At 66.1% G+C, this 21,498-nt stretch carries 23 protein-coding genes and 1 tRNA gene; 16 read left to right on the forward strand and 8 right to left on the reverse strand.

The genetic code is table 11. From position 1 onward, the window contains the following. Window positions 1-16 precede the first annotated feature (16 nt). The 3 genes from ahcY (at window position 17) to metF (ending at window position 2,795) form a co-directional block, all read left to right on the forward strand. On the forward strand, window positions 17-1,435 hold the full coding sequence (gene ahcY, locus WS46_RS20355) for an adenosylhomocysteinase (protein WP_059691540.1): 1,419 nt from the start codon (window positions 17-19) through the stop codon (window positions 1,433-1,435). 151 nt (window positions 1,436-1,586) lie between these two features. Then, on the forward strand, window positions 1,587-1,940 hold the full coding sequence (locus WS46_RS20360) for a phage holin family protein (protein WP_006477367.1): 354 nt from the start codon (window positions 1,587-1,589) through the stop codon (window positions 1,938-1,940). A 24-nt stretch (window positions 1,941-1,964) separates the two neighbouring features. Next, window positions 1,965-2,795 (forward strand): methylenetetrahydrofolate reductase [NAD(P)H], encoded by an 831-nt coding sequence (metF, locus tag WS46_RS20365; RefSeq protein ID WP_059533463.1) that lies wholly within the window; start codon window positions 1,965-1,967, stop codon window positions 2,793-2,795. 84 nt (window positions 2,796-2,879) lie between these two features. On the opposite strand, the gene WS46_RS20370 is transcribed toward metF, so the two are convergent. Together WS46_RS20370 and WS46_RS20375 are read right to left on the reverse strand one after the other, a co-directional pair. Further along, a complete protein-coding gene (locus WS46_RS20370; RefSeq protein WP_059691541.1) occupies window positions 2,880-4,358 on the reverse strand; it encodes an amidase in 1,479 nt (492 codons plus the stop codon). 81 nt (window positions 4,359-4,439) lie between these two features. After that, entirely contained in the window at window positions 4,440-5,132 is a 693-nt protein-coding gene (locus WS46_RS20375) for a dienelactone hydrolase family protein (RefSeq protein WP_059691542.1), read from the reverse strand. A gap of 270 nt (window positions 5,133-5,402) precedes the next feature. On the opposite strand from WS46_RS20375, the gene WS46_RS20380 reads away from it, so the two are divergent. Both WS46_RS20380 and WS46_RS20385 read left to right on the forward strand, forming a co-directional pair. Beyond that, on the forward strand, window positions 5,403-6,482 hold the full coding sequence (locus WS46_RS20380) for a nitronate monooxygenase family protein (RefSeq protein WP_059691543.1): 1,080 nt from the start codon (window positions 5,403-5,405) through the stop codon (window positions 6,480-6,482). Window positions 6,483-6,902: 420 nt separating this feature from the next. Beyond that, window positions 6,903-8,045 (forward strand): branched-chain amino acid ABC transporter substrate-binding protein, encoded by a 1,143-nt coding sequence (locus tag WS46_RS20385; RefSeq protein ID WP_059533457.1) that lies wholly within the window; start codon window positions 6,903-6,905, stop codon window positions 8,043-8,045. A gap of 101 nt (window positions 8,046-8,146) precedes the next feature. Here WS46_RS20385 and WS46_RS20390 read toward each other — a convergent pair whose 3' ends face one another. Next, window positions 8,147-9,361, reverse strand: a complete 1,215-nt coding sequence (locus WS46_RS20390) for an MFS transporter (protein WP_059533454.1) — start codon at window positions 9,359-9,361, stop codon at window positions 8,147-8,149. A 274-nt stretch (window positions 9,362-9,635) separates the two neighbouring features. On the opposite strand from WS46_RS20390, the gene WS46_RS20395 reads away from it, so the two are divergent. The 3 genes from WS46_RS20395 (at window position 9,636) to WS46_RS20405 (ending at window position 12,337) form a co-directional block, all read left to right on the forward strand. Continuing rightward, window positions 9,636-10,295, forward strand: coding sequence for a HugZ family protein (locus tag WS46_RS20395; RefSeq protein ID WP_059691544.1), 660 nt, complete (start codon window positions 9,636-9,638; stop codon window positions 10,293-10,295). 355 nt (window positions 10,296-10,650) lie between these two features. Further along, complete coding sequence (locus WS46_RS20400) at window positions 10,651-10,944, forward strand: H-NS family nucleoid-associated regulatory protein (RefSeq protein ID WP_006491875.1); 294 nt, start codon at window positions 10,651-10,653, stop codon at window positions 10,942-10,944. Window positions 10,945-11,179: 235 nt separating this feature from the next. Further along, window positions 11,180-12,337, forward strand: coding sequence for a cation diffusion facilitator family transporter (locus tag WS46_RS20405; RefSeq protein ID WP_059691545.1), 1,158 nt, complete (start codon window positions 11,180-11,182; stop codon window positions 12,335-12,337). Between the two features lie 27 nt (window positions 12,338-12,364). Here WS46_RS20405 and WS46_RS20410 read toward each other — a convergent pair whose 3' ends face one another. From WS46_RS20410 to WS46_RS20420, 3 genes are all read right to left on the reverse strand, one after another. Next, complete coding sequence (locus WS46_RS20410; protein WP_006477376.1) at window positions 12,365-12,835, reverse strand: Lrp/AsnC family transcriptional regulator; 471 nt, start codon at window positions 12,833-12,835, stop codon at window positions 12,365-12,367. 79 nt (window positions 12,836-12,914) lie between these two features. Further along, a complete protein-coding gene (locus tag WS46_RS20415; RefSeq protein ID WP_059452651.1) occupies window positions 12,915-13,574 on the reverse strand; it encodes a hypothetical protein in 660 nt (219 codons plus the stop codon). Beyond that, window positions 13,571-14,215 carry an MBL fold metallo-hydrolase gene (locus WS46_RS20420; protein WP_059533448.1) on the reverse strand — a complete coding sequence of 215 codons (645 nt, stop codon included), beginning with the start codon at window positions 14,213-14,215 and terminating at the stop codon, window positions 13,571-13,573. The genes WS46_RS20415 and WS46_RS20420 overlap by 4 nt, the downstream gene beginning before the upstream one ends. A 660-nt stretch (window positions 14,216-14,875) precedes the next feature. Here WS46_RS20420 and WS46_RS20425 point away from each other — a divergent pair. Beyond that, on the forward strand, window positions 14,876-15,487 hold the full coding sequence (locus tag WS46_RS20425; RefSeq protein WP_059691546.1) for a septal ring lytic transglycosylase RlpA family protein: 612 nt from the start codon (window positions 14,876-14,878) through the stop codon (window positions 15,485-15,487). A gap of 95 nt (window positions 15,488-15,582) precedes the next feature. Here WS46_RS20425 and rsmI read toward each other — a convergent pair whose 3' ends face one another. Continuing rightward, a complete protein-coding gene (gene rsmI / locus WS46_RS20430; RefSeq protein WP_059691547.1) occupies window positions 15,583-16,461 on the reverse strand; it encodes a 16S rRNA (cytidine(1402)-2'-O)-methyltransferase in 879 nt (292 codons plus the stop codon). 46 nt (window positions 16,462-16,507) lie between these two features. Between rsmI and WS46_RS20435 the strand changes: the two genes are divergently transcribed. From WS46_RS20435 to WS46_RS20465, 7 genes are all read left to right on the forward strand, one after another. Then, on the forward strand, window positions 16,508-16,936 hold the full coding sequence (locus tag WS46_RS20435; protein ID WP_179949174.1) for a YraN family protein: 429 nt from the start codon (window positions 16,508-16,510) through the stop codon (window positions 16,934-16,936). Window positions 16,937-17,064: 128 nt separating this feature from the next. Further along, on the forward strand, window positions 17,065-17,649 hold the full coding sequence (locus tag WS46_RS20440) for an SIS domain-containing protein (RefSeq protein WP_059691549.1): 585 nt from the start codon (window positions 17,065-17,067) through the stop codon (window positions 17,647-17,649). A gap of 17 nt (window positions 17,650-17,666) precedes the next feature. After that, entirely contained in the window at window positions 17,667-18,464 is a 798-nt protein-coding gene (locus tag WS46_RS20445) for a BON domain-containing protein (protein ID WP_059533438.1), read from the forward strand. Then, window positions 18,461-18,820 carry a c-type cytochrome gene (locus WS46_RS20450; protein WP_059691550.1) on the forward strand — a complete coding sequence of 120 codons (360 nt, stop codon included), beginning with the start codon at window positions 18,461-18,463 and terminating at the stop codon, window positions 18,818-18,820. Before WS46_RS20445 ends, WS46_RS20450 begins: the two co-directional genes overlap by 4 nt. 66 nt (window positions 18,821-18,886) lie before the next feature. Continuing rightward, window positions 18,887-18,962, forward strand: a tRNA-Ala gene (locus tag WS46_RS20455). A gap of 120 nt (window positions 18,963-19,082) precedes the next feature. Further along, window positions 19,083-20,159: a site-specific integrase gene (locus WS46_RS20460; protein WP_059691551.1), complete on the forward strand. Its 1,077-nt coding sequence runs from the start codon at window positions 19,083-19,085 to the stop codon at window positions 20,157-20,159. 353 nt (window positions 20,160-20,512) lie between these two features. Then, entirely contained in the window at window positions 20,513-20,662 is a 150-nt protein-coding gene (locus tag WS46_RS20465; RefSeq protein ID WP_156443163.1) for a hypothetical protein, read from the forward strand. Here WS46_RS20465 and WS46_RS20470 read toward each other — a convergent pair. Further along, window positions 20,649-21,194, reverse strand: a complete 546-nt coding sequence (locus WS46_RS20470; protein WP_257130020.1) for a hypothetical protein — start codon at window positions 21,192-21,194, stop codon at window positions 20,649-20,651. The two genes, WS46_RS20465 and WS46_RS20470, sit on opposite strands and share 14 nt — an antisense overlap. Window positions 21,195-21,498: the final 304 nt, after the last annotated feature.

Raw genomic sequence — 21,498 nt, forward strand, 5'->3', positions numbered from 1 at the left:
TAGAAAGGAGGGCGTGATGAACGCCATTATCGATTCGCAAGCTTCCAAGGATTACATCGTCGCCGACATGGCGCTTGCCGGCTGGGGCCGCAAGGAGCTGAACATCGCCGAGACCGAAATGCCGGGCCTCGTGCAGATCCGCGACGAATACAAGGCGCAGCAGCCGCTGAAGGGCGCGCGCATCGCAGGTTCGCTGCACATGACGATCCAGACCGGCGTGCTGATCGAGACGCTGAAGGCGCTCGGCGCCGATGTCCGCTGGGCGTCGTGCAACATCTTCTCGACGCAGGACCACGCCGCTGCCGCGATCGTCGAAGCCGGCACGCCGGTGTTCGCGTTCAAGGGCGAGTCGCTCGACGAATACTGGGAATTCTCGCACCGCATCTTCGAATGGCCGAACGGCGAATTCGCGAACATGATCCTGGACGACGGCGGCGACGCAACGCTGCTGCTGATCCTCGGCTCGAAGGCCGAGAAGGACCGTTCGGTGATCGCGAAGCCGACCAACGAGGAAGAAGTCGCGCTCTTCAAGTCGATCGCGAAGCACCTCGACGCGGATCCGACCTGGTACTCGACGCGCCTCGCGCACATCAAGGGCGTGACCGAAGAAACCACGACCGGCGTGCACCGCCTGTACCAGATGGAAAAGGACGGCCGCCTGCCGTTCCCGGCGTTCAACGTGAACGATTCGGTCACGAAGTCGAAGTTCGACAACCTGTACGGCTGCCGCGAGTCGCTCGTCGACGGCATCAAGCGCGCGACCGACGTGATGATCGCGGGCAAGGTCGCGGTCGTCGCGGGCTACGGCGACGTGGGCAAGGGCTGTGCGCAATCGCTGCGCGGCCTGGGCGCGACCGTGTGGGTCACCGAAATCGATCCGATCTGCGCGCTGCAGGCGGCGATGGAAGGCTACCGCGTCGTGACGATGGAATACGCGGCCGACAAGGCCGACATCTTCGTGACGGCGACCGGCAACTACCACGTGATCAACCACGATCACATGAAGGCGATGCGCCACAACGCGATCGTCTGCAACATCGGTCACTTCGACTCGGAAATCGACGTCGCGTCGACCCGCCAGTACCAGTGGGAAAACATCAAGCCGCAGGTCGACCACATCATCTTCCCGGACGGCAAGCGCATCATCCTGCTGGCCGAAGGCCGCCTCGTGAACCTCGGCTGCGCGACCGGCCACCCGTCGTTCGTGATGTCGAACTCGTTCGCGAACCAGACGCTCGCGCAGATCGAACTCTTCACGCGCGGCGAACAGTACGAGAACAAGGTGTACGTGCTGCCGAAGCATCTCGATGAAAAGGTCGCGCGCCTGCACCTCGCGCGCATCGGCGCGAACCTGTCCGTGCTGTCGGACGAGCAGGCTTCGTACATCGGCGTGCAGAAGGACGGCCCGTTCAAGCCGAACCACTACCGCTACTGATGCACCGCCGCCGTCGCGCCGCGTTCATGCGCGGCGCGCGGCACGGTGCCGGACCGCCGGCCGTCGCGCCGTGTCCGCCGCCGCGCGGGCACGTGCGGCGGCCGGCGGCGGCCACTGACCGACCAGATCGACAACCGAACCGGAGCCCTCCATGAGCGTCATCCTCACCTGGGTCATCAACGCCCTCGCGCTGCTGATCATCACGTACCTCGTGCCGTCGATCCACATCAAGAGCTTCGGCACCGCGCTGATCATCGCGGTCGTGCTCGGCCTGATCAACACGGTGATCCGTCCGGTGCTGATCCTGCTGACGCTGCCGGTCACGATCGTCACGCTCGGGGTGTTCATCCTCGTCGTGAACGCGCTGTGCTTCTGGTTCGCGTCGTCGCTGCTGAAGGGGTTCGAGGTGTCGGGTTTCTGGTCGGCGTTCTTCGGTTCGATCCTGTACAGCATCGTGTCGTGGCTGCTGTCCGCGCTGATCTTCGGGCAGCGCGACATCGGCTGACGGCCGCGCCCATTCTTGCGAATCATGAAATCGATCGAACTCTCGTTTGAATTCTTCCCGCCGAAGACGGCGGACGGCGTCGAAAAGCTGCGCGCGACGCGTGCGCAGCTGCTGCCGCTGAAGCCGAAATTCGTCTCCGTGACGTTCGGCGCCGGCGGCTCGACGCAGCAGGGCACGCTCGATACCGTGCTCGACATGCAGAAGGACGGCCTCGAGGCCGCGCCGCACCTGTCGTGCATCGGCTCGTCGCGCGACAACCTGCGCGCGATCCTCGACCAGTACCGCTCGCACGGCATCCGGCATATCGTCGCGCTGCGCGGCGATCTGCCGTCGGGGATGGGCGAGGTCGGCGAGCTGCGCTATGCGTCCGAGCTCGTCAGCTTCATCCGCGCCGAGCATGGCGACTGGTTTCACATCGAAGTCGCCGGCTATCCGGAATACCACCCGCAATCGCGCTCGCCGAAGGCCGATCTCGAAAACTTCGCGCGCAAGGTGAAAGCCGGCGCGAATTCCGCGATCACGCAGTACTTCTTCAACGCCGACGCGTATTTCCGCTTCGTCGACGATGCGCGCAAGCTGGGTGTGGACGTGCCGATCGTGCCGGGCATCATGCCGATCACGAACTTCTCGCAGCTGATGCGCTTCTCGGAAATGTGCGGCGCGGAAGTGCCGCGCTGGGTCGCGCGCCGGCTCGAGAGCTTCGGCGACGATCGCGACGCGATCCGTGCGTTCGGCGCGGACGTCGTCACGAGCCTGTGCCAGCGCCTGATCGACGCGGGCGTGCCGGGTCTGCACTTCTATACGCTGAACGCGGCGACCGCGACGCGGACGATCTGCGAACGGCTCTCCATGTAAGCGTCATCGCGCGGTTGCATGCGCAAAAGCCTCGCCGGCAAAACCGGCGGGGCTTTTTTTCGCCGACGGTCGACGGCGCTGGCGTCAGCGCTGCGCCTGCATCAGCGGCGGACGCCGGTCGAACCACGGCCGCGCCTGTTCGAGCTGCCGCGCGAGCCGCAGCAGCAACGCCTCGTCGGTGTGACGCGCGACGAACTGCACGCCGATCGGCAGGCCGCGCGCGTTCCAGTAGAGCGGCACCGACATCGCCGGCTGGCCCGTCAGGTTGAACAGCTCGGTGCAGCCGGCCCACGCGAACGCCTTTTCCGATGCCTTCGCGAGCATTTCCCGCAGCAGCGGTTTTACCGGCAGCGCGCCGAGCAGCTTCATCTGCGCGGCTTCGAGCGGCGTCGGCTGCAGCTCGCCGATCTTGACCGGCGGCCCCGCGAGCGTCGCGCACAGGATCGCGTCGTAGCGCGACACGAGGCCCGAGACCTGCACGGTGAGCTGGCGCTGCCATTCGAGCACGTCCGGCAGGCGCGCGCGGGCGATGCGCCTGCCGACGACGGCCATCGCCCACGTCGCCGGTTCGAACTCCGCGCGCTTCGGCGTGCGCCCGGTCAGCGCGCGTGCACCCAGCACCATCTCTTCGGCGATCGTCGCCCACAGCGTGAGAAAGGTTTCGGCCGCGCGTGCGTAGTCGATGTTCAGCGTCGCCGGCTCGACGTGATGGCCGAGCGATTCGACGAGCGCGGCCGCGTCGTCGAGCGCCGCGCGCGTGTCGTCGGAAAGCGCCGGCGCGAGCATCGGGTCGACGACGAGGCCGATCCGCAGCGGACCGGGCGGCGTGTCGAGCTCGCTCAGAAAGGTGCCGGGCGCGCCGGGCGGCAGCGTCTGGCCGGTCGTCACGTCGAGCAGCAACGCGCTGTCACGCACGCTGCGCGACACCGCATGCTGAACGACCAGCTCGCCGTTCGACGGCGAGTCGACCAGCACCGGATTGCGGCTCGGCTTCAGCCCGAACAGCCCGCAGCACGAAGCCGGAATCCGGATCGAGCCGCCGCCGTCCGACGCATGCGCGAGCGGCACGATGCCGGCCGCGACGGCCGCGGCCGCGCCGCCGCTCGAGCCGCCGGGCGTGTGATCGAGGTTCCACGGATTGCGGCACGCGCCGAACAGTTCGGGTTCGGTGTACGGCATCTGGCCGATTTCCGACGTGTTGGTCTTGCCGAACACGTTGAGCCCCGCCGCGCGGCTGCGCGCGATCACCGGCGAATCGTCGGCGGGGACGAAGTAGCGATAGTGGCGGCTGCCCATCGACAGCGGCAGCCCGGCGACCGCCGCGCCGAGATCCTTGACGAGATACGGGACGCCCGCGAACGGCGCATCGGCGCCGGTATCGACGGCCGATTCCGCCCGCTTGCGCGCATCGTCGTAGTCCTGCAGCACGATCGCGTTGATCGCGCCGTTCACCGCTTCGGCCTGGCCGATCGCGGCGTCCAGCAGTTCGCGCGGGCTCGCCTTGCGCTCGCGCACGAGTGCGGCGAGGCCGAGCGCGTCATGCGCGAGATAGTCCGAGTGCATCGCAGTCACCCCCGTTGTGACCCGTGGCGATGAAAGGAGGATAACGCGGGCCCGACGCGCCGGGCCCGCTGCCGGCCGCCGTTACGCGTGCTCGGCGAGGAACGTCAGCGTGCGGCCGTGCGCGAGCGCCGACGCGCGCTGGTTGTACGACGCGCGATCGGTGCAGTTGAAGCCGTGTTCGGCGCCCGGATACAGATGGAACGACGCGTTGTGGCGGCCCGCGAACGCGGCCTTCACCTGCTCGACGGCGTCGAGCGGGATTCCGTGGTCGTTCTCCGCGTAGTGGAACAGGATCGGCTGCGTGATCTTGCCGGCGAGGTCAAGCGCATTCTGGATGCCGCCGCCGTAATAGGCGACCGCCGCATCGACCTTGCCGGCCGCGGCCGCGCGATACGCGAGCTGGCCGCCGAAGCAGTAGCCGATCGCGGCGACCTTGCCGGTGGCTTCGGGGCGCGCGCGCAACGCGTCGGCGGCCGCGCCGATGTCCGCGATCGCGAGACCGACGTCGGTCTTCTTCATCAGTTCGATGCCCTTGTCGCGATCGGCGCCTTCGTAGGTCAGCTCGACGCGCGGCTGCGTGCGCCAGAACACGTCCGGCGCGAGCGCGACGAAGCCGTCGGCCGCGTACTGGTCGGCGACCGCGCGGATGTGCGCGTTCACGCCGAAGATCTCCTGGATGATGATGACGGCGGGGCCCTCGCCGCGCTTGGGCAGCGCGAGATAGCCGCCGAAGCTGTCGTTACCGGTCGGGATGTCGATCCATTGGGCAGTCACGTTGGAACTCCTGGCGAACGGGCGCGCGACATGCGCACCGCGGATGGAAAAAAGGGCGGCCTAGTGTGCCACCAATCCCGTGGCGCTGCAGCGCGCAAGCGGCGCGCCTGCCGGGTGTGCGCGCGTGTCGAATCCGCGTCTCGGACCTGCTTCTCGCGCAGCGATCGTTTCGATCTCGATTATTCATTTTTCGGCGCTGCGCCGCTTCGATAGAGTCGACGTGTCGGCCTTTACAAAGCGCTTTCGCACATCGTCATCGAAGGATTCGCCATGCCAGCCCGTGCATTTTCCACTCCGTTTTCCGAACGCTTCGGCCTGCGCCTGCCGCTCGTGCAGGCGCCGATGGTCGGCGCGACCACCGCCGCGATGGTCGCGGCCGCATCCAATGCCGGCGCGCTCGGCAGTCTCGGCGCCGGCGCGTTCGAGCCGGATCGGCTCGCGACCGAAGTCGCCGCGATTCGCGCGGCGACCGCGCGTCCGTTCGCCGTGAACCTGTTCGTATTGCCCGAGGCCGCGCCCGACGCGGCGACCGTCGCACGCGCGCTCGCCGCGATCGATCCGTTGAACGCGACGCTCGGGCTGCCGCCGGGCACCGCACCCGCGCGCTACGCGCCCGACTTCCGCGCGCAATTCGACGCGCTCGTCGCGCTGCGCGTGCCGGTCGCGAGCTTCACGTTCGGCGTGCTCGACGCGGCCGACGTCGCGCGCCTGAAGGCCGCCGGCACCTACGTGATCGGCACCGCGACGCACGTCGCCGAAGGGCGCGCGTGGCAGGCGGCCGGCGCCGACGCGCTGTCCGCGCAGGGCGCCGAAGCGGGCGGCCATCGCGGGACCTTCATCGGCTCGGCCGACGATGCGCTGATCGGCACGCTCGCGCTGGTGCCGCAGCTTGTCGATGCGACCGGCCTGCCCGTGCTCGCGGCGGGCGGCATCATGGACGGCCGCGGGATCGCCGCCGCGCTCGCGCTCGGCGCGCAGGGCGCGCAGCTCGGCACCGCGTTCCTGACGTGTGCGGAAAGCGCGATCGCGGCGGACTGGAAAGCGCGACTGCTCGCGAGCGCCGATACGTCGACGCAGGTCACGCGCGCGATCACGGGCCGCCATGCGCGCGGATTGCGCAATACGCTGATGACGCGGCTCGGCGAACGCGTGGCCGACGTCGCGCCGTATCCGGTGCAAAACGCGCTGACCCAGCCGCTGCGCCAGGCCGCCGCGCGCGCGAACGACGGCGACTACCTGTCGCTGTGGGCCGGGCAGGGCGCACCGCTCGCGCGACGGCGCGCGGCCGCGCTCACGACGTCGCAACTCGTCGACGCGCTCGACGCCGAATGGCGCGCGACAGCCGGCTGACCGGCTCGTATCGAAGCGAGAAAAGCGCGTGTTGTCACGCGCGTTTCATTCAATGATCCCGCGCACAAAATACCGAATCGAAATGACGCGGGAATGCTTTGAATCAACCTTTCATCCGGCCGTCCGAGATTAGCGGAAACCCTTATCCGGTGGGGCTCGCGGCGATATTCGAGCATTCATTCCAAAGCGCCCATATCGGTAGTGTTACCACTACCCCAAAAAAGTCCCACAAATTAATTTGATCACCTACACTTGCGCGCAAGTACGGGCGGGCGGCCGCTACAAGCGGCTGTTTCCCTACGTGCTTGAGGCCAAGTGCATGAACGATGCAACCGGCGAATCGTCCAGTGAATGCAAACACAGGGATGGCAGCGGGGCACCGGGCGATGGCGTTTATTGGGACCGAAACTGGAGACTTACATGAATATCAAGATGCAAAAGCTGTTGCCGATCACCGCAGCGGCGATGCTGTGCGCTGCAGCTGCAAGCAACGCGGCCGCCGATCAAGTCGTCAAGATCGGCCACGTCGCGCCCTTGACGGGCGGTATTGCACACCTGGGCAAGGACAACGAAAACGGCGCGCGTCTCGCAGTCGAGGAGATCAACGCCAAGGGTCTCACGGTCGGCGGCCAGAAGATCACGCTGCAACTCGACCCGCAGGATGACGCGGCCGACCCGCGCCAGGCCACGCAGGTTGCGCAGAAGCTCGTCGACGACAAGGTCGTCGCGGTGGTCGGCCACCTGAACTCGGGCACGTCGATCCCGGCTTCGAAGATCTACAGCGATGCGGGCATCGTGCAGATCTCGCCGTCGGCGACCAACCCGGCTTACACGCAGCAAGGCTTCAAGACCACGTATCGCGTGGTGGCGACCGATGCGCAGCAGGGCCCGGCACTCGCGAACTACGCGCACTCGAAGGGCATCAAGAGCGTCGCGGTGGTCGACGATTCGACCGCATACGGCCAGGGTCTCGCGAACGAGTTCGAGAAGAAGGCGAAGGCGCTCGGCCTGAAGGTGATGTCGCACGACGCGACGAACGACAAGGCGGTCGACTTCCGCGCGATTCTGACCAAGATCAAGGGCGAGAATCCGGACGCGATCATGTACGGCGGCATGGACGCCACCGGCGGCCCGTTCGCGAAACAGGCGAAGCAGCTCGGCCTGCGCGCGAAGATCTTCGCGGGCGACGGCGTGTGCACGGAAAAGCTGGCCGACCTGGCCGGCGACGCGACCGACAACGTCGTGTGCTCGGAAGCCGGTGCTTCGCTCGAGAAGATGGCGGGCGGCGGGGCGTTCAAGGCGAAGTACGAGAAGCGCTTCGGCCAGCCGATCCAGATCTACGCACCGTTCACGTACGACGCCGTGTACATCATCGTCGATGCGATGAAGCGTTCGAACTCGACGGATCCGGCGAAGATTCTCGCGGCGATGCCGGCGACGAACTACTCGGGCGTGATCGGCACGACGACCTTCGACTCGAAGGGCGACCTGCAGCACGGCGTGATCTCGCTGTACAACTACAAGAACGGCAAGAAGTCGCTGCTCGACGAAGTGAAGATGTAAGCTGAAAAGCGGCCGACAGAAGGGGTAAAGGCGCGCCTGCGGCAACGCAGGCGCGCTTTCTTTTTGGCGAATCTGCAGCGGGTGGCGGGCCCGCCGCGCGGTCAGATCTTCAGGTGCGCGAGCACCTTCGGCGCGACGGCCGCGACAAGCGCCGCGCACAGCGCGACGACCGAGAGGCCGACGGTCAGATTCACGGCCTGCGCGACCGCGCCGATCACGACCGGACCGAACAGCAGTCCGAAATACGCGAGCCCGGCCACGTGCGCGAGGCCTTCGGCCGCGTGGATGCCTTTCACGCGCGCGGCGGCGGCGAACAGCACGGGCATCATGTTCGCGAGGCCGAGGCCCATCAGCGTGAAGCCCGTCAGCACGGCGATCGGGTTCGGCAGCAGCAAAGCGCCGATCATCCCGGCGCACGCGAGCGATGCGCTCGCGAACACGAGCTGCGGCGCGCCGAAACGCGCGCGCACCGCGTCGCCCGCGAATCGCGCGATCGCCATCCCGCCGGAGAACGCGGCATAGGCCGCGCTCGCGAGCGCGGGGCTCGCCGCGACGACGTCGCGCATGTAGACCGTCGCCCAGTCGTACATCGCACCTTCGGCGATCAGCGCGATCAGCGCGATGCCGCCCAGCATCCACAGCGCGGGCGAACGCCAGCGGTTGCCGCCGCCGTGCGCGTGCTCGTGATGCGGCACGTGCGGCAGCACGGCCGGGCTCGCGACGAGCAGCACCGCCGCGCCGACGGCCGCCGCGAGCGCGAGATGCACGGCCGGCGCCATGCCGGCCGACAGCAGCGCGCCGCCGGCCGCCGCCCCCGACATCCCGCCGATGCTGAACATCCCGTGCAGCGACGACATGATCGGCTTGCCGAGCGCGATCTCGACCGCGCTCGCCTCCGCGTTCATCGCGACGTCGAGCGTCGCCATCGAGAAGCCGAACAGCGCGAGCACGACGAGCAGCATCCAGTAGTCGGGCACGACGAGGATCAGCGCCGCGCATGCGGACATCACGAGCCCGCCCGCGAGGCACGCGGTGCGCGAGCCGACGCGCGCGATCCAGCGCGCGATCGTCAGCATCGCGGCGATCGAGCCGCCCGCGACCGCGAACAGCGCGATCGACAGCAGCCCCGGGCTCAGCGCGAACTTGTCGCGCACGGTTGGCACGTGCACGCCCCACGATGCGTACATCATGCCGGCGATGAAGAAGAGAGCCATCGTGGCCGTGCGTGCACGCTGGCGGACCGGCAAGGCCAGCAGGCGATGCGCGTCGGGCGGCGCGGCGAAGTCGGACGAGGATCGGGAGGAGGTTTCGGACACGGAGCGCTCTTGAATGGACGATGAGCGGGCGCGTCGCGCCCGTCGGATGGGTCCGATTCTATCGAACCGCTTACGGTCTTGCCGGCGCGCTGGCCGTTTGGCCGATCACGCTTCGGCGCGCGCCGCTTGCGCGGGCCGCGTTGGCCATTCGGCGGATGCCCGGCGGGACGCCGCCGCGGGTAACATCGGTGCGCAGGCGGCGTGCCCGAAGCGTTCCAGTGCGGCGCGTCATCGCCACCGTTGCCGCCCAGGCTTTTCGACCGCAGGAGTCACCGTGAACATCGATCCCGCCCTTGCCCTGCACCTGCTGCACCGCTGCGCGCTCGGCACGCTCGCGACCCACGCGCGCGACCCGCAAGGCTTTCCTTATCCGACGGTCGTGCCGTTCGCGCCCGATGCACGTCATCGCCCGGTGATTCTCGTGAGCGGCCTTGCCGAACACACGCGCAACCTCACCGCGGATCCGCGCGCGGGATTCCTCGTCGTCGACGCGCCGGACGGCGACGTGCTGAACGCCGAGCGCGCGACGCTGCTCGGTCGCTTCGTGCCGCTCGGCGACGATCCGCATGTCGCCGCGCGCTACACGCGCTACGAGCCCGATGCCGGACGCTACCTCGCGCTCGGCGACTTCACGTTCTGGGCGCTCGACATCGAGCGGCTGCGCTACATCGGCGGATTCGGCCGGATGGGCTGGGTGGACGGCGCCGGCCTCGATGCGCTGCCGCCGCTCGGGTTCGACGACGAACGGGCGTTGTGGGATGCGTACGACTCGAGCGATGCGCGCCGCGACGGGCTCGACCTGCTCGGCGTCGATCGCCACGGCGCCGACTGGCGCTGCGACGGCCGCCGCGTGCGCACGCCCTTCGATTCGGTGCCGGGCGACGCCGGTGCGTTGCGCGAACGGTTGATTGCCTGCGCGCGGGATGTGACGTGACGCCGCGGATACGGAGATGTCTGAATAGCGCCTCGCGCCGTACGATTTTCCCGAACTTGTCGTCGGATGAAAGCTTTGATTTTTCCGCATGCAGGGTAATTGCGTATATTGATAGGCCGATTACCCGATGAGTAATGTCCTAATCTCTATGCAAGCGCGTGAAAACTTGAGAAAAGGCCGCAGCCGGTCAAAATGACATGCGTAAATTACAATTGATCTCGGGATTTTCATGAATCTCGCTTCTATCAAATCTTTTTTGTGCTAATCTCTGCCTTCGAAAATCCGAGGCACAAATATTCCATGAATGGTGAGCCGGCTGCAGACCGGTGCCATTGGTCATATAGAAAGGGAAACTATGTCTTCTTACAAGGACCTGCTGGCCCAGCGGGAGAAGCTGGAGAAGCAAATCGAAGAAGCGAAGTCGCGCGAATACGCCGAAGTGCTGAATGACGTGAAGCAGAAAATTGCCGACTACGGCTTTTCGCTCGCCGAACTCGGCCTCAGCCGCGCGAAGGCAGGCAAGGTCGGTCGCCCGCGCGCAGGCGTGGCAGCCAAATACCGCGATCCGGAAACGGGCGCGACGTGGTCGGGCCGCGGCAAGCCGCCGCGCTGGATCGCCGGCAAGAACCGCGAACAGTTTGCGATTTAAACGATCGTTTAAGTCGACGTCTCAAAAAGAGCCGCGCATCCGCCAGGAGCGCGGTTTTTTGCATTTTGGAATCAGAATGTATGCGCGTTGTCATGAAAATGTCAGAAACGGGCGTGAATGAAAATGCAACCCGTTCGCATAAGCGGTTGATTTGAATGGAAAATTTCATGTTAACGGAATGCCGCAAGCGCGTCGTTTGATAGAATTCCGTATCCCAACCGATATCTCGTATTTCATGTCCACGTTTTCCGACGACGCGCAAAGCGCAGATAAGCACGCGGTCGCGCGCAAGAGCACCCTCGTCAGTATTGTGCTGAATGTGGTGCTTGCGACGTTTCAGATCGTCGTCGGCGTGGTTGCGCATTCGCAGGCATTGATTGCCGATGGCATCCATTCGATTTCCGATTTGATCTCGGATTTTGTCGTGCTGGTTGCGAATCGCCATAGTGGTGCATCGCCGGATGCCGATCACAATTACGGACACAGCCGTTATGAGACCGTCGCGTCGCTGTTTCTCGGCGCGATCCTGATCGCGGTCGGCATCGGCATGCTCTGGCGCGCCGGCGATCGCCTCGTCAATCTCGAAAACATCCCGGCCGTCCATTTTTCCGCGTTGATCGTCGCGCTGACCGTGCTCGTGTCGAAAGAGGCGCTGTTCCGCTACATGCTGCGCGAGGCACGGCGCGTGCGTTCGGCGATGCTCGTCGCGAACGCGTGGCATGCGCGCTCGGATGCCGCTTCGTCGCTCGTCGTCGCGATCGGCATCGTCGGCAGTCTCGCCGGCGTGCGGCTGCTCGACCCGATCGCCGCGGCGATCGTCGGTTTCATGGTCGCGCGCATGGGCTGGACGTTCGGCTACGACGCGCTTCAGGACCTGTCGGATCGCGCACTCGACACCGCCGACACGGCCGAGATCCGCGCGCTGCTCGAGGCGACGCCGGGTGTGCGCGACGTGCACGACCTGCGCACGCGCAAGATGGGCGATGCGGCGCTCGTCGACGCGCACATCCTCGTCGATCCGATGATCTCCGTCTCAGAAGGCCATTACATCGCGGAAACCGCGCGTGCGCGCGTGCTGCGCGACCCGCGCGTGCTCGACGCGCTGATCCACGTCGACCCGGAGAACGACACGGCGCGCCGTCCGGCGCTCGCGCTGCCGCCGCGTGCCGAGATCACGGCGCGGCTCGAGGCCGCGCTCGCGCAACGCGGGCTGCATCCGGCCGCGATCAATCTGCACTACTTGAGTACGGGGCTCGAGATCGACGTGACGCTGGATGCCGGCGCGGGCGATACCGACGCGGCGCTGGCCAGCCGGCTCGACGTCGACGCGTTGAAGCGGCAGTTCGGCGCGCGCCGGATCGGCTTCACGCGCGGGCTGCCCGCGCAGGCCTGAGCGGCGCGGGCGACCGCGGGCCGCGCGTTACAGCGGCAGTTGCGTGTCGAACTTGATTTCGCGCAGCACGACGCTCGTGCGCACCTGCGACACGGCCGGGATCTTGAAGATCCGTTCGTGCAGGAAGACGTCGTAGGCCTTGATGTCGGGGGCGACGATCTTGAGGATGTAATCGGCCTCGCCCGTCGTGCTGTAGCACTCGGTGACTTCCGGGCAGGTCGCGATCTCGCGCTCGAACTGCTCGACGCCGCCTTCGTTGTGGCGGGTCAGGTGCACGTGCGCGAGCGCGCACACGTGCAGGCCGAGCTTCTCGCGATCGAGCAGCGCGGTGTAGCGCTGGATCACGCCGGACTGTTCCATGTCCTTGATGCGGCGCCAGCACGGCGTGCTCGACAGGCCGACCTGGTCGGAGATTTCCTGCACGGAACGGCGCGCGTCGAGCTGCAACAGGCGAAGGATTTTTTGCGAAAAGGAATCGAGCGTCACCTGCGCCTCCATGCGGCAGCTACAACACGCTGAATGTTAGAGGGCCGGGAAAGGAAAGGCAATCTGGCGGCGCGTCGCTGAGCGAGATTCGCTAATTTGCACGCGGATCCGTGGGATTTTGTCCCGCCCCCGCCTGCTCCGACCGATCGGTGTCGCCCACCGCGAGGCCCGCGAGCGCGGCCTGCTGGCGGCGCAGGTCGGCGAGCATGTTGCAGAACAGCGCGCCTTGCTCGATCGCGTCGTCGAGCGCGACGTGCGTGTGCGGATGATCGTCGAACCAGTGCTTCGGAAAGCGCGGCTTGATCGCCTTGCGGTACGGCAGGCCCGTCATCGCGAACGCGAGCGTCTTGATGTCGAGCGCCGACCACGAGAACGGGCAGCGTCCGGCGAAGCGCATCATGTACCAGAACATGAACGTGAAATCGAAGCCGGCCGGCATCGCGACGAACACCGGCTTGCCGGGCAGCGCCTCGACCCACTCGACGTACGCGACGAGCGCGGCCTCGGGCGCCTGCAGGTCGCGCCGGCACGCGGCCCACGCTTCCGGTTCCGTCTTCCACCACGCTTCCTGCACCGGATGGGCCTGCGCGCCGGGCAGCGTCTCGAGGTTCGCCGAGAACGTCGCGATCAGTTGCTTGTCCTCGGTATAGGCGGCCGACGCGAAGCTCAGCATCGAGTGCGGGCCGGGAATCGGGCCGTCGGCCTCGACGTCGGTGCTGACGTAGATTTCGGGGATGGCGGTCTGGTTCATCCGAACACCTTGTCGGACACGAACGGATTCGTGCGGCGCTCGTCGCCGAAGGTCGACACCGGGCCGTGGCCCGGCACGAACGTCACGTCGTCGCCGAGCGGCCACAGCTTCTCCTTGATCGAACGCACGAGGTCCGCGTGGTTGCCGCGCGGGAAATCGGTGCGGCCGATCGAGCCGGCGAACAGCACGTCGCCGACGATCGCGACACGATGCGCGCGGCTGAAGAACACGACGTGGCCGGGCGTGTGGCCCGGGCAGTGATAGACCTCGAGCGTCTCGTCGCCGAACTGCACGGTGTCGCCGTCGTTCAGCCACTGGTCCGGCTCGAACGCCTCGGCGGCCGGGAAGCCGAAGCGCTGGCTCTGCATCGGCAGTTGCTCGATCCAGAAGCGCTCGTCTTCCTGCGGTCCCACGATCGGCACGCCGTAGTGCGTCGCGAGCGCCTTCGCGCCCGCGCAGTGATCGACGTGGCCGTGCGTGAGCAGCACCTTCTCGACCTGCACGTTCTGCCGCGCGATCTCCTGTTCGATCCGTTCGATGTCGCCGCCCGGATCGACGACGGCGGCGCGGCCGGTCTTTTCGCAGACGAGCAGCGAGCAGTTCTGCTGGAACGGCGTGACCGGAATGAGCGTGACTTTCATGGAGGCACCGGCGGCTAAAAGGAGCGATTGTACCGGTCGCGCGCGCTGCCCGCCGCCTTTGCGGCGCGGCGTCGGACGCGCTGCTCAGGGCAATCCCGGAGCATTCCGATTGTTACAGCCATAGTGAGAATCAATGGTCCGGACGGGGCGCTTTTCGAGCCGGGGTTTTGGTTTATGTATAATGCCGCCCATTGCGCGTGAATTTCACGCAATTCGCTGGTGTTTCGGCCCCGTTAAAAAAGGGGTGTCGGATCACCGTCAAGCATCGACCGCCGGGGAGTCCGGCGGTGTATCCAGCACCGAGCATTCGGTGCTCACGTCTTGTCCGGCCGGGTGCTGCGCGCCCGTTCTGCGGCCCTGCTGCCGCGCCGCCGGATGAGGCCTGTGCCGCCGTTCCTGTGCGTTGGCTGTATGCAGCGCGCGCGAACGTGAAGCCATGTTCGATGGCGGCATGTGGGGTCTGGTCAGGCTGCCGGGGACAGGTTGCGCCAGACGTGAAAACTAATCAGGACGGTTGCGGCAGAGACGAAAGCCGCGCCCATGCTAGCCGCCTGCTCGCGTAGCCGAGCGGGGCGTGCACGCATTTGCCGTCCGGGCCGCGTATCTGCGTTGTTGAGCAGCGTTGTATCGGTGCGGCCCGAACCAGAAGGCGACACGTCGATGAACTTTCGTTTTCCGACTCGATTCGGGACCATTGCATTATTTTTTGCGCTGACGGGCTGTGCGGTGCCACCCAGCCAGACCACCAGCAGCGCCAACCAGAAGAACGCGGTCAGCAAGACGGCCGCTGCCGCGAAAGCGGATGACGACAAGCAGCAACTGAATTTCGATTCCGCGCTGGCATCGATGCCGGCTGCCGACAGCAAGGACGCGAAGAAGTCGTCGCTGGCGGACGCCGAGCCGATCGACGGCAAGGACGTGTCCGACTTCCGCCAGACGGGCCGGGCATCGTGGTACGGCCGGGATTTCCACGGCCGCCGCACCGCGAACGGCGAGCGTTTCAACATGAACGCGCTGACCGCCGCGCACCGCACGCTGCCGCTGTCGTCGTACATCAAGGTGACGAATCCGTCGAGCGGCAAGTGGGTCGTCGTGAAGGTCAACGATCGCGGGCCGTACAAGCGTGGCCGCGTGCTCGACCTGTCGTACGCCGCCGCCAAGATGATCGGCCTCGTGCATGCCGGCACGGGCCGTGTGAAGATCGAAGGGCTGTCGCCGCAGGAAGCGCGCGAGGCGCGCGACGAAATGTTCGCGTCGCTGTCGTCGAAGTAACGCGGCGGTTCGTCCGCTCATGCAAAAGGGCTGCCCTCGGGCAGCCCTTTTTCGTTTCCGCGTGCCGGGCGGCGGATGCCACCCGCGCTCGCGCGTCAGCCTTCCTTCAGCGCCAGGGCGCGCGCATACAGCGCGTTGCGCGATGCGCCCGTCAGCGCGGCCGCGAGCTTCGCCGCGCTCTTCACCGGCACTTCTTCCAGCAGCAGCTTCAGCAGCGCGTCGTGCGCGGTGTCGTCGGCTTCGCCGAGGTCGGCCGGCGCGCCTTCGACGACCAGGACGAACTCGCCGCGCTGGCGGTTCGCATCGCCGGCGAGCCAGCTCTGTCCTTCGGCCAGGGTGCCCTGGAACAGCTGCTCGTGTAGCTTGGTGAGCTCGCGTGCGATCAGCAGCCGGCGCGCCGGACCGAACGCGTCGGCGAGGGCGGCGACGGTGTCCGCGATCCGGTGCGGCGCTTCGTAGAACACCAGCGCGTACGGGTGCCGCACGAGCGCCTGCAGCGCGCTCGCACGCTGCTTCGGCTTCGGCGGCAGGAAGCCCGCGAACGTGAACGCGCCGGCCCAGTCGCCAGCCACGCTCAGCGCGGTCACGGCCGCGCTCGGGCCCGGCAGCGGAATCACCGGGAAGCCGGCCGCGCGCACGGCGTCGACGAGCCGGGCGCCGGGGTCCGAAATGCCGGGCGTGCCGGCGTCCGACACGTACGCGACGCGTTCGCCGGCGCGCAGCAGCTCGATCACGCGCAGCGCGGCTTCGCGCTCGTTGTGCTCGTGCACGGCGACGAGCGGTTTCGAGATGCCGTAGCGGGCCAGCAGCTGGCCCGTGTTGCGGGTGTCTTCGGCCGCGATGCGGTCGGCGAGGCCGAGCACGTGCAGCGCGCGCAGCGTGATGTCGGCGGTGTTGCCGATCGGCGTCGCGACCACGTAGAGCGCGGCGTCCGGGTAGTGCTGCGTTTGCGCAAGTTCGAGGAGGGCAGTCATGGCAGGCAATGCGCGCAATCGCGGCGCAAGCGGAACAAGGACGGCATTGTGCCACGCGGCGCCGGCCGCGCCGGGCAACGAGCGCGGTTTGCCGACCGGCGGCGGCAACTTTTCCGGCACGATGCGATCCAGATCGATCGGCGCGACGTTCGAGCAGCGCGCGCGGCAGTTCCTGGAGCGCCGCGGTCTCGCGTTCGTCGCGGCGAACGTGACGATGCGCGGCGGCGAGCTCGACCTCGTGATGCGCACGCCCGACGGCACGCTCGTGTTCGTCGAGGTGCGCGCGCGGCGCAGCGCCCGGCATGGCGGCGCGGCGGCGAGCGTCGGCTTGCGCAAGCGGCGGCGTCTGGTCGCGGCCGCGCTCCATTTCTGGGCGCGGCACGGCGCGGGTGCCGCATGCCGCTTCGACGTCGTCGCGTTCGAGGCCGGTCGGCTCGAGTGGCTGCGCGATGCATTTCGTGCCGACGATGCATAGCCGCGAGCTGTGACGAGATGTAAAGAGTTCTTGTCATACCGCCGGAGAGGGTGCCGGAGTGCGGTAAACTCGCCGCACCCATGACGTTGCGCGCTGCGTGCCATGCGCGCCCAGTTCACCAGGAATCGATGTCAGTCGAACGTATTCAGCAACATTTCCGCGACAGCGCCGCGCTTCATGCCGAAGCGGCCGATGCGCTGTCGCTGCCGATCGCAGCCGCGGTCGACGCGATGTTCGCCGCGCTGGCGAACGGCAACAAGATCGTCGCATGCGGGGATGGCCCGTCGGCCGCCGCAGCGCATTACCTCGCCGTGTCGCTCGTCGGCGGCTTCGAGCGCGAGCGTCCGGGCCTGCCCGCGATCGCGCTGGCCACCGACGCGTCGCAGGGCGGCCTCACGGGGGCAGCCGCCGCCGATCAGCTGTTCGCGCAGCAGGTGCGCGTGCTCGGGCAGACCGGCGACATCCTGCTGGTGCTCGACGCGAGCGGCGCGTCGCCGCGCGTGCTGGCCGCGATCGACGAGGCGCACGAGCGCGAGATGACCGTCGTCGCGCTGACGGGCGGCGACGGCCATGCCGTGGCCGCCGCGCTGTCCGACACCGATATTCCGATCAGCGTGCCCGCCTCGCGTGCGGCGCGCGTCCACGAAGTCCATCTGCTGACCATCCACTGCCTGTGCGACGGCATCGACGCGATGCTGCTGGGTGAGGATTGAACGAAGGAGAGCCGTCGATGAATCAAAGCCGCGTCAAACAGACGCTCGTCAGAACCACGTTGCTCGCCGCGCTGACGGCGGGCCTCGCGATGTCGCTGCAGGGCTGCGTGCTCGGCGTGCTTGGGGCGGCGGCCGGCGGCGGCGCGCTGATCGCGACCGATCGCCGCACGCTCGGCGCGCAGACCGAGGATCGCGAGATCCAGGTCAAGTCGCTCTCGCAGATCAACAACGGGCTGCCGGACCAGTCGCACGTGAACGTGACGGTGTTCAACCGTCGCGTGCTGCTGACGGGCGAAGTGCCGAACAACGCGTCGAAGCAGCGCGCCGAGGAAATCGTGCGCGGCATCAACAACGTGAACGGCATCGTCAACGAGCTGTCGGTCGAGCCGTCGTCGTCGCTGTCGTCGCGCGCGAACGACTCGTACCTCGAAGGACGCGTGAAGTCCGAGCTGATCGCCACCAAGGGGCTGTCGGCGAACTACTACAAGGTCGTCAGCGAGCGCGGCAACGTCTATCTGATGGGGCTCGTGACGGTCGACGAAGGCAATCGCGGCGCCGATGCGGCCAGCCAGGTGCCGGGCGTCGAGAAGGTCGTGAAGGTGTTCCAGTACATCCAGCCGCAGGACGCGCAGGCGTTGCAGGCCGCGTCGCCGAGCGGGGCGTCCGGTGCGCAACCCGCCGCCGCGCCCGCGGATGCCGCGACGGTCGGTGCGGTGCCCGATGCGTCGGTCCAGTCCACGCCGCTGCAACCGCCGGCGCCGATCTCGAATTCGTCGAGCGTGCACCCGGGCAATCCGAAGGCAACGCCGCAATGAAGTCGACGCCGATGAAGTCCAGGCAATGGATGGTGCAGGGCGCCGCAGCCGCGGCGCTCGCGGCCGGTGTGCTCGGCACGGCGCAGGCGGACGTCGGCGACGGCCTCAAGGTCGCGCGCGGCAACGCATGCATGGGCTGCCACGCGGTGGACCGCAAGCTCGTCGGTCCGTCGTTCAAGGACATCGCCGCCCGCTACAAGTCCGATCCGCAGGCCGTCGCGAAGTTGTCGAAGAAGGTGAAGGACGGCGGCTCCGGCGTCTGGGGCGCGATTCCGATGCCGGCGCATCCGCGCATGAGCGACGCGGATCTGCGCTCCGTGGTCGAATGGGTGCTGGCGGGCGCGCCGTCAAAGTAACGCGCCGGGGGTGACGGATCCCCTATTGCCAAGCGTGGAAATGCGTGTGTATGATGGTCGACTGTTGGGGCGGTAGCTCAGCTGGGAGAGCGTCGCGTTCGCAATGCGAAGGTCGGGAGTTCGATCCTCCTCCGCTCCACCAACGGAATCAAGGGCTTAGCCGATGGCTAGGCCCTTTTTCTTTGGTAGATTCGATTTATTGCGCCAATTTTGCGCCACTCGGGCTATCAAAGCCTTGGACGCAACACTTGAGCAGCAGTGAATGGCGTCTATCACCCGTCGAGGCGATCTTCAGTGGCAGGCCCGCGTTCGCCGCAAGGGCTACCCGGTACAGATCGAGACGTTCAACACGCGAGCTGAAGCAGAGGCCTGGGCTCGGCTGATCGAGTCGGAGATCGATCGCGGCGTCTTCGTCAGCCGCGCCGAAGCGGAATCGACCAAGCTCGCGGAAGCGCTCGATCGATACGATCGCGAAATCGCCGCCTCCAAGAAGGGCTATGTGCAGGAGGCGTCTCTGCTGCGCATGTGGAAGAGCACGGTCATCGCGTCCAGACCAATGGCTTCGGTGCGAAGCGCGGACATTGCCAAACTGAGGGACGATTGGTTGAAACAGACCAATCCTCCACTGAAGCCTGCCAGCGTGGTGCGGCGCCTCGCGCTCCTCTCCGATGTCTTCAGCATCGCCCGGAAGGAATGGGGCATGGAAAGTTTGCTCAATCCCCTCGAGCTCGTGCGCAAGCCACTGGCTAACAATGCGCGCACCCGCCGGATCGCTGTTGCCGATACCTACACGGAGTCTGCACGTCAAACGGAAGCCGGGGAGTTGGAGCGTGTCGTGGCGGCAAGTGGTTCGGACTTGCTGCCCGCCATTATTTGGCTCGCCGTTGAAACGGCTATGCGACGCGGGGAAATCGTCGATCTCCAGTGGGAGCACGTTGACCTACGCCGACGGGTCGCACACCTCCCGGAAACCAAGAACGGAAGTTCCAGAGACGTTCCCTTGTCGACACGTGCCGTCGAAGTGCTCAAGGAGCAACGAAAAGCTGCCAAGACGCGCAGCGACGACGACAGGGTCTTTCCAATTCGTAGTGATGCGGTAACACGCGCGTTCGAACGTGCTGTAGAACGCGCGCGGTCTATCTACGTAACCGAATGCAAAGATGCTGGGAAAGTGCCCAGCAAATCCTATCTGGAGGATCTCCGGTTCCACGATCTTCGCCACGAGGCGACTTCTCGCCTAGCGTCGATATTCCCAGTGCACGAACTGACGAAGATTACCTGGGGCGCGATTGGTGACGCTCCCCGCGCGTCATATTCATCGAACAGCTTGCCGACCTGATCGGCAAAACTCCCGCCACCATTCGCACCTTTGTTTCGAAGGCGCAATATCGGCACCTAATCCCTGCTCCGTTCAAAATGCAGCACAGCCGCAGGCTGTGTTGGTACGAGCACGAGGTTTTCGCCTGGATTGATCGCATTCGCTGCGTGCCTGACGGCCGTAGTTCTCATTCACCCCTTCAACTGGATTTGGCTAGCTTCGGCGACGGTCTGCCTGGTCATCGCCTTGAGCACGCATGAGCGTCTCAACGCCGTTAGAGGCGCTCGGTGTAGGTGGAGGGACGTATTCGATTATGAAGACCCCCTCACCGCATGGCTCAACAAGCGAACTTCCAACCCCCGGGAGGACAAGTGATGGACATGAAGCAAACCGCAAAATCAGCCGGAGTTGAGATCGCAAAACGCCTCTTCCTTCCGTTCTACGCGTTTCGAAAGAACGTGCAATCGTTCAAGGCAGCAAAGCAGCAGCATGACGAAAACATCATCTACATCAAGGAGTTGTAGTCACGGAGACCTGGCTGCCGGCGAGCATTCTGTTCGCCCGGCGCACGAACACCCAGTGCCAAACCCAGAGGAAAACCGCAACGCCGCCCGCGATGGAGCCAATGGTATTGGGTATCAACGAAAGAACCTGGGCAAGACACCAGCCGATGCCGCTGATCCGGCCGAACGAACGCAAACCCGACAGAGCCGGGTTGATACGAGACTCCGCTTCCAGAGACTTCGCGACGTTGGAAATAATGAAGAAGTCCTCGATGAAGTTGTATGGCAAGAGGAACATGAGCCAGACGCTGTTGGGTTCGGCCGCACGCGATCCTCGGTTGACCGATTTCAGGGTGCTCCTGAGGTCGCTCGCGTAGGCATAGACCAGCGCCAGGAAAACCGCGACGACGACGATGCCACCGATTGGCCCAAGCATCTCCATTTCGCCGAGAACGCCTCCGTCTTCCGAGGGATAGATAAGGGGATAGGCGAGCCCAAAGGCGATGGGGACGCTCAGAATGCCTTTGAGAATGGTCCGTGCAGTTGCGCTCATGTGTATCGGATGGAATAGGTGCGTTGTCACAGGCAGCATAGCGAACGATTATCCTCGCGGTGCGACTTTGTCCTGGTATATGCCGCCTTCTCTCGCGACTCTAGCCGAGTCAGTGTCTTCGATTGATTCAACCCGTTCGATGGCAGCAGCGTAACCCGCTGGGAGGTGCGCCTCTTGTGCGCCAGCACGTGTTGCTTGTATCAGTTGTAGGGGGCCTAGTTGTCCTATGGCAGCCGCGCCATAATCGGAGAGGGGCCGGAATCACCTCGGTCAAATCGAAATGCAACGAAGATAATTCTATTCA

The organism is Burkholderia sp. RF4-BP95 (assembly GCF_001521985.1).
Classification (GTDB): domain Bacteria; phylum Pseudomonadota; class Gammaproteobacteria; order Burkholderiales; family Burkholderiaceae; genus Burkholderia; species Burkholderia diffusa.

What these genes read in the sequence shown, in the direction of transcription:
- ahcY (WP_059691540.1), top strand. Translation starts at nt 17, where the DNA reads ATGAACGCCATTATCGATTCGCAAGCTTCCAAGGATTACATCGTCGCC.
- WS46_RS20360 (WP_006477367.1), top strand. Translation starts at nt 1,587, where the DNA reads ATGAGCGTCATCCTCACCTGGGTCATCAACGCCCTCGCGCTGCTGATC.
- metF (WP_059533463.1), top strand. Translation starts at nt 1,965, where the DNA reads ATGAAATCGATCGAACTCTCGTTTGAATTCTTCCCGCCGAAGACGGCG.
- WS46_RS20370 (WP_059691541.1), bottom strand. Translation starts at nt 4,358, where the DNA reads ATGCACTCGGACTATCTCGCGCATGACGCGCTCGGCCTCGCCGCACTC.
- WS46_RS20380 (WP_059691543.1), top strand. Translation starts at nt 5,403, where the DNA reads ATGCCAGCCCGTGCATTTTCCACTCCGTTTTCCGAACGCTTCGGCCTG.
- WS46_RS20385 (WP_059533457.1), top strand. Translation starts at nt 6,903, where the DNA reads ATGAATATCAAGATGCAAAAGCTGTTGCCGATCACCGCAGCGGCGATG.
- WS46_RS20400 (WP_006491875.1), top strand. Translation starts at nt 10,651, where the DNA reads ATGTCTTCTTACAAGGACCTGCTGGCCCAGCGGGAGAAGCTGGAGAAG.
- WS46_RS20405 (WP_059691545.1), top strand. Translation starts at nt 11,180, where the DNA reads ATGTCCACGTTTTCCGACGACGCGCAAAGCGCAGATAAGCACGCGGTC.
- WS46_RS20410 (WP_006477376.1), bottom strand. Translation starts at nt 12,835, where the DNA reads ATGGAGGCGCAGGTGACGCTCGATTCCTTTTCGCAAAAAATCCTTCGC.
- WS46_RS20415 (WP_059452651.1), bottom strand. Translation starts at nt 13,574, where the DNA reads ATGAACCAGACCGCCATCCCCGAAATCTACGTCAGCACCGACGTCGAG.
- WS46_RS20420 (WP_059533448.1), bottom strand. Translation starts at nt 14,215, where the DNA reads ATGAAAGTCACGCTCATTCCGGTCACGCCGTTCCAGCAGAACTGCTCG.
- WS46_RS20425 (WP_059691546.1), top strand. Translation starts at nt 14,876, where the DNA reads ATGAACTTTCGTTTTCCGACTCGATTCGGGACCATTGCATTATTTTTT.
- rsmI (WP_059691547.1), bottom strand. Translation starts at nt 16,461, where the DNA reads ATGACTGCCCTCCTCGAACTTGCGCAAACGCAGCACTACCCGGACGCC.
- WS46_RS20440 (WP_059691549.1), top strand. Translation starts at nt 17,065, where the DNA reads ATGTCAGTCGAACGTATTCAGCAACATTTCCGCGACAGCGCCGCGCTT.
- WS46_RS20445 (WP_059533438.1), top strand. Translation starts at nt 17,667, where the DNA reads ATGAATCAAAGCCGCGTCAAACAGACGCTCGTCAGAACCACGTTGCTC.
- WS46_RS20450 (WP_059691550.1), top strand. Translation starts at nt 18,461, where the DNA reads ATGAAGTCGACGCCGATGAAGTCCAGGCAATGGATGGTGCAGGGCGCC.
- WS46_RS20460 (WP_059691551.1), top strand. Translation starts at nt 19,083, where the DNA reads ATGGCGTCTATCACCCGTCGAGGCGATCTTCAGTGGCAGGCCCGCGTT.
- WS46_RS20465 (WP_156443163.1), top strand. Translation starts at nt 20,513, where the DNA reads ATGGACATGAAGCAAACCGCAAAATCAGCCGGAGTTGAGATCGCAAAA.
- WS46_RS20470 (WP_257130020.1), bottom strand. Translation starts at nt 21,194, where the DNA reads ATGAGCGCAACTGCACGGACCATTCTCAAAGGCATTCTGAGCGTCCCC.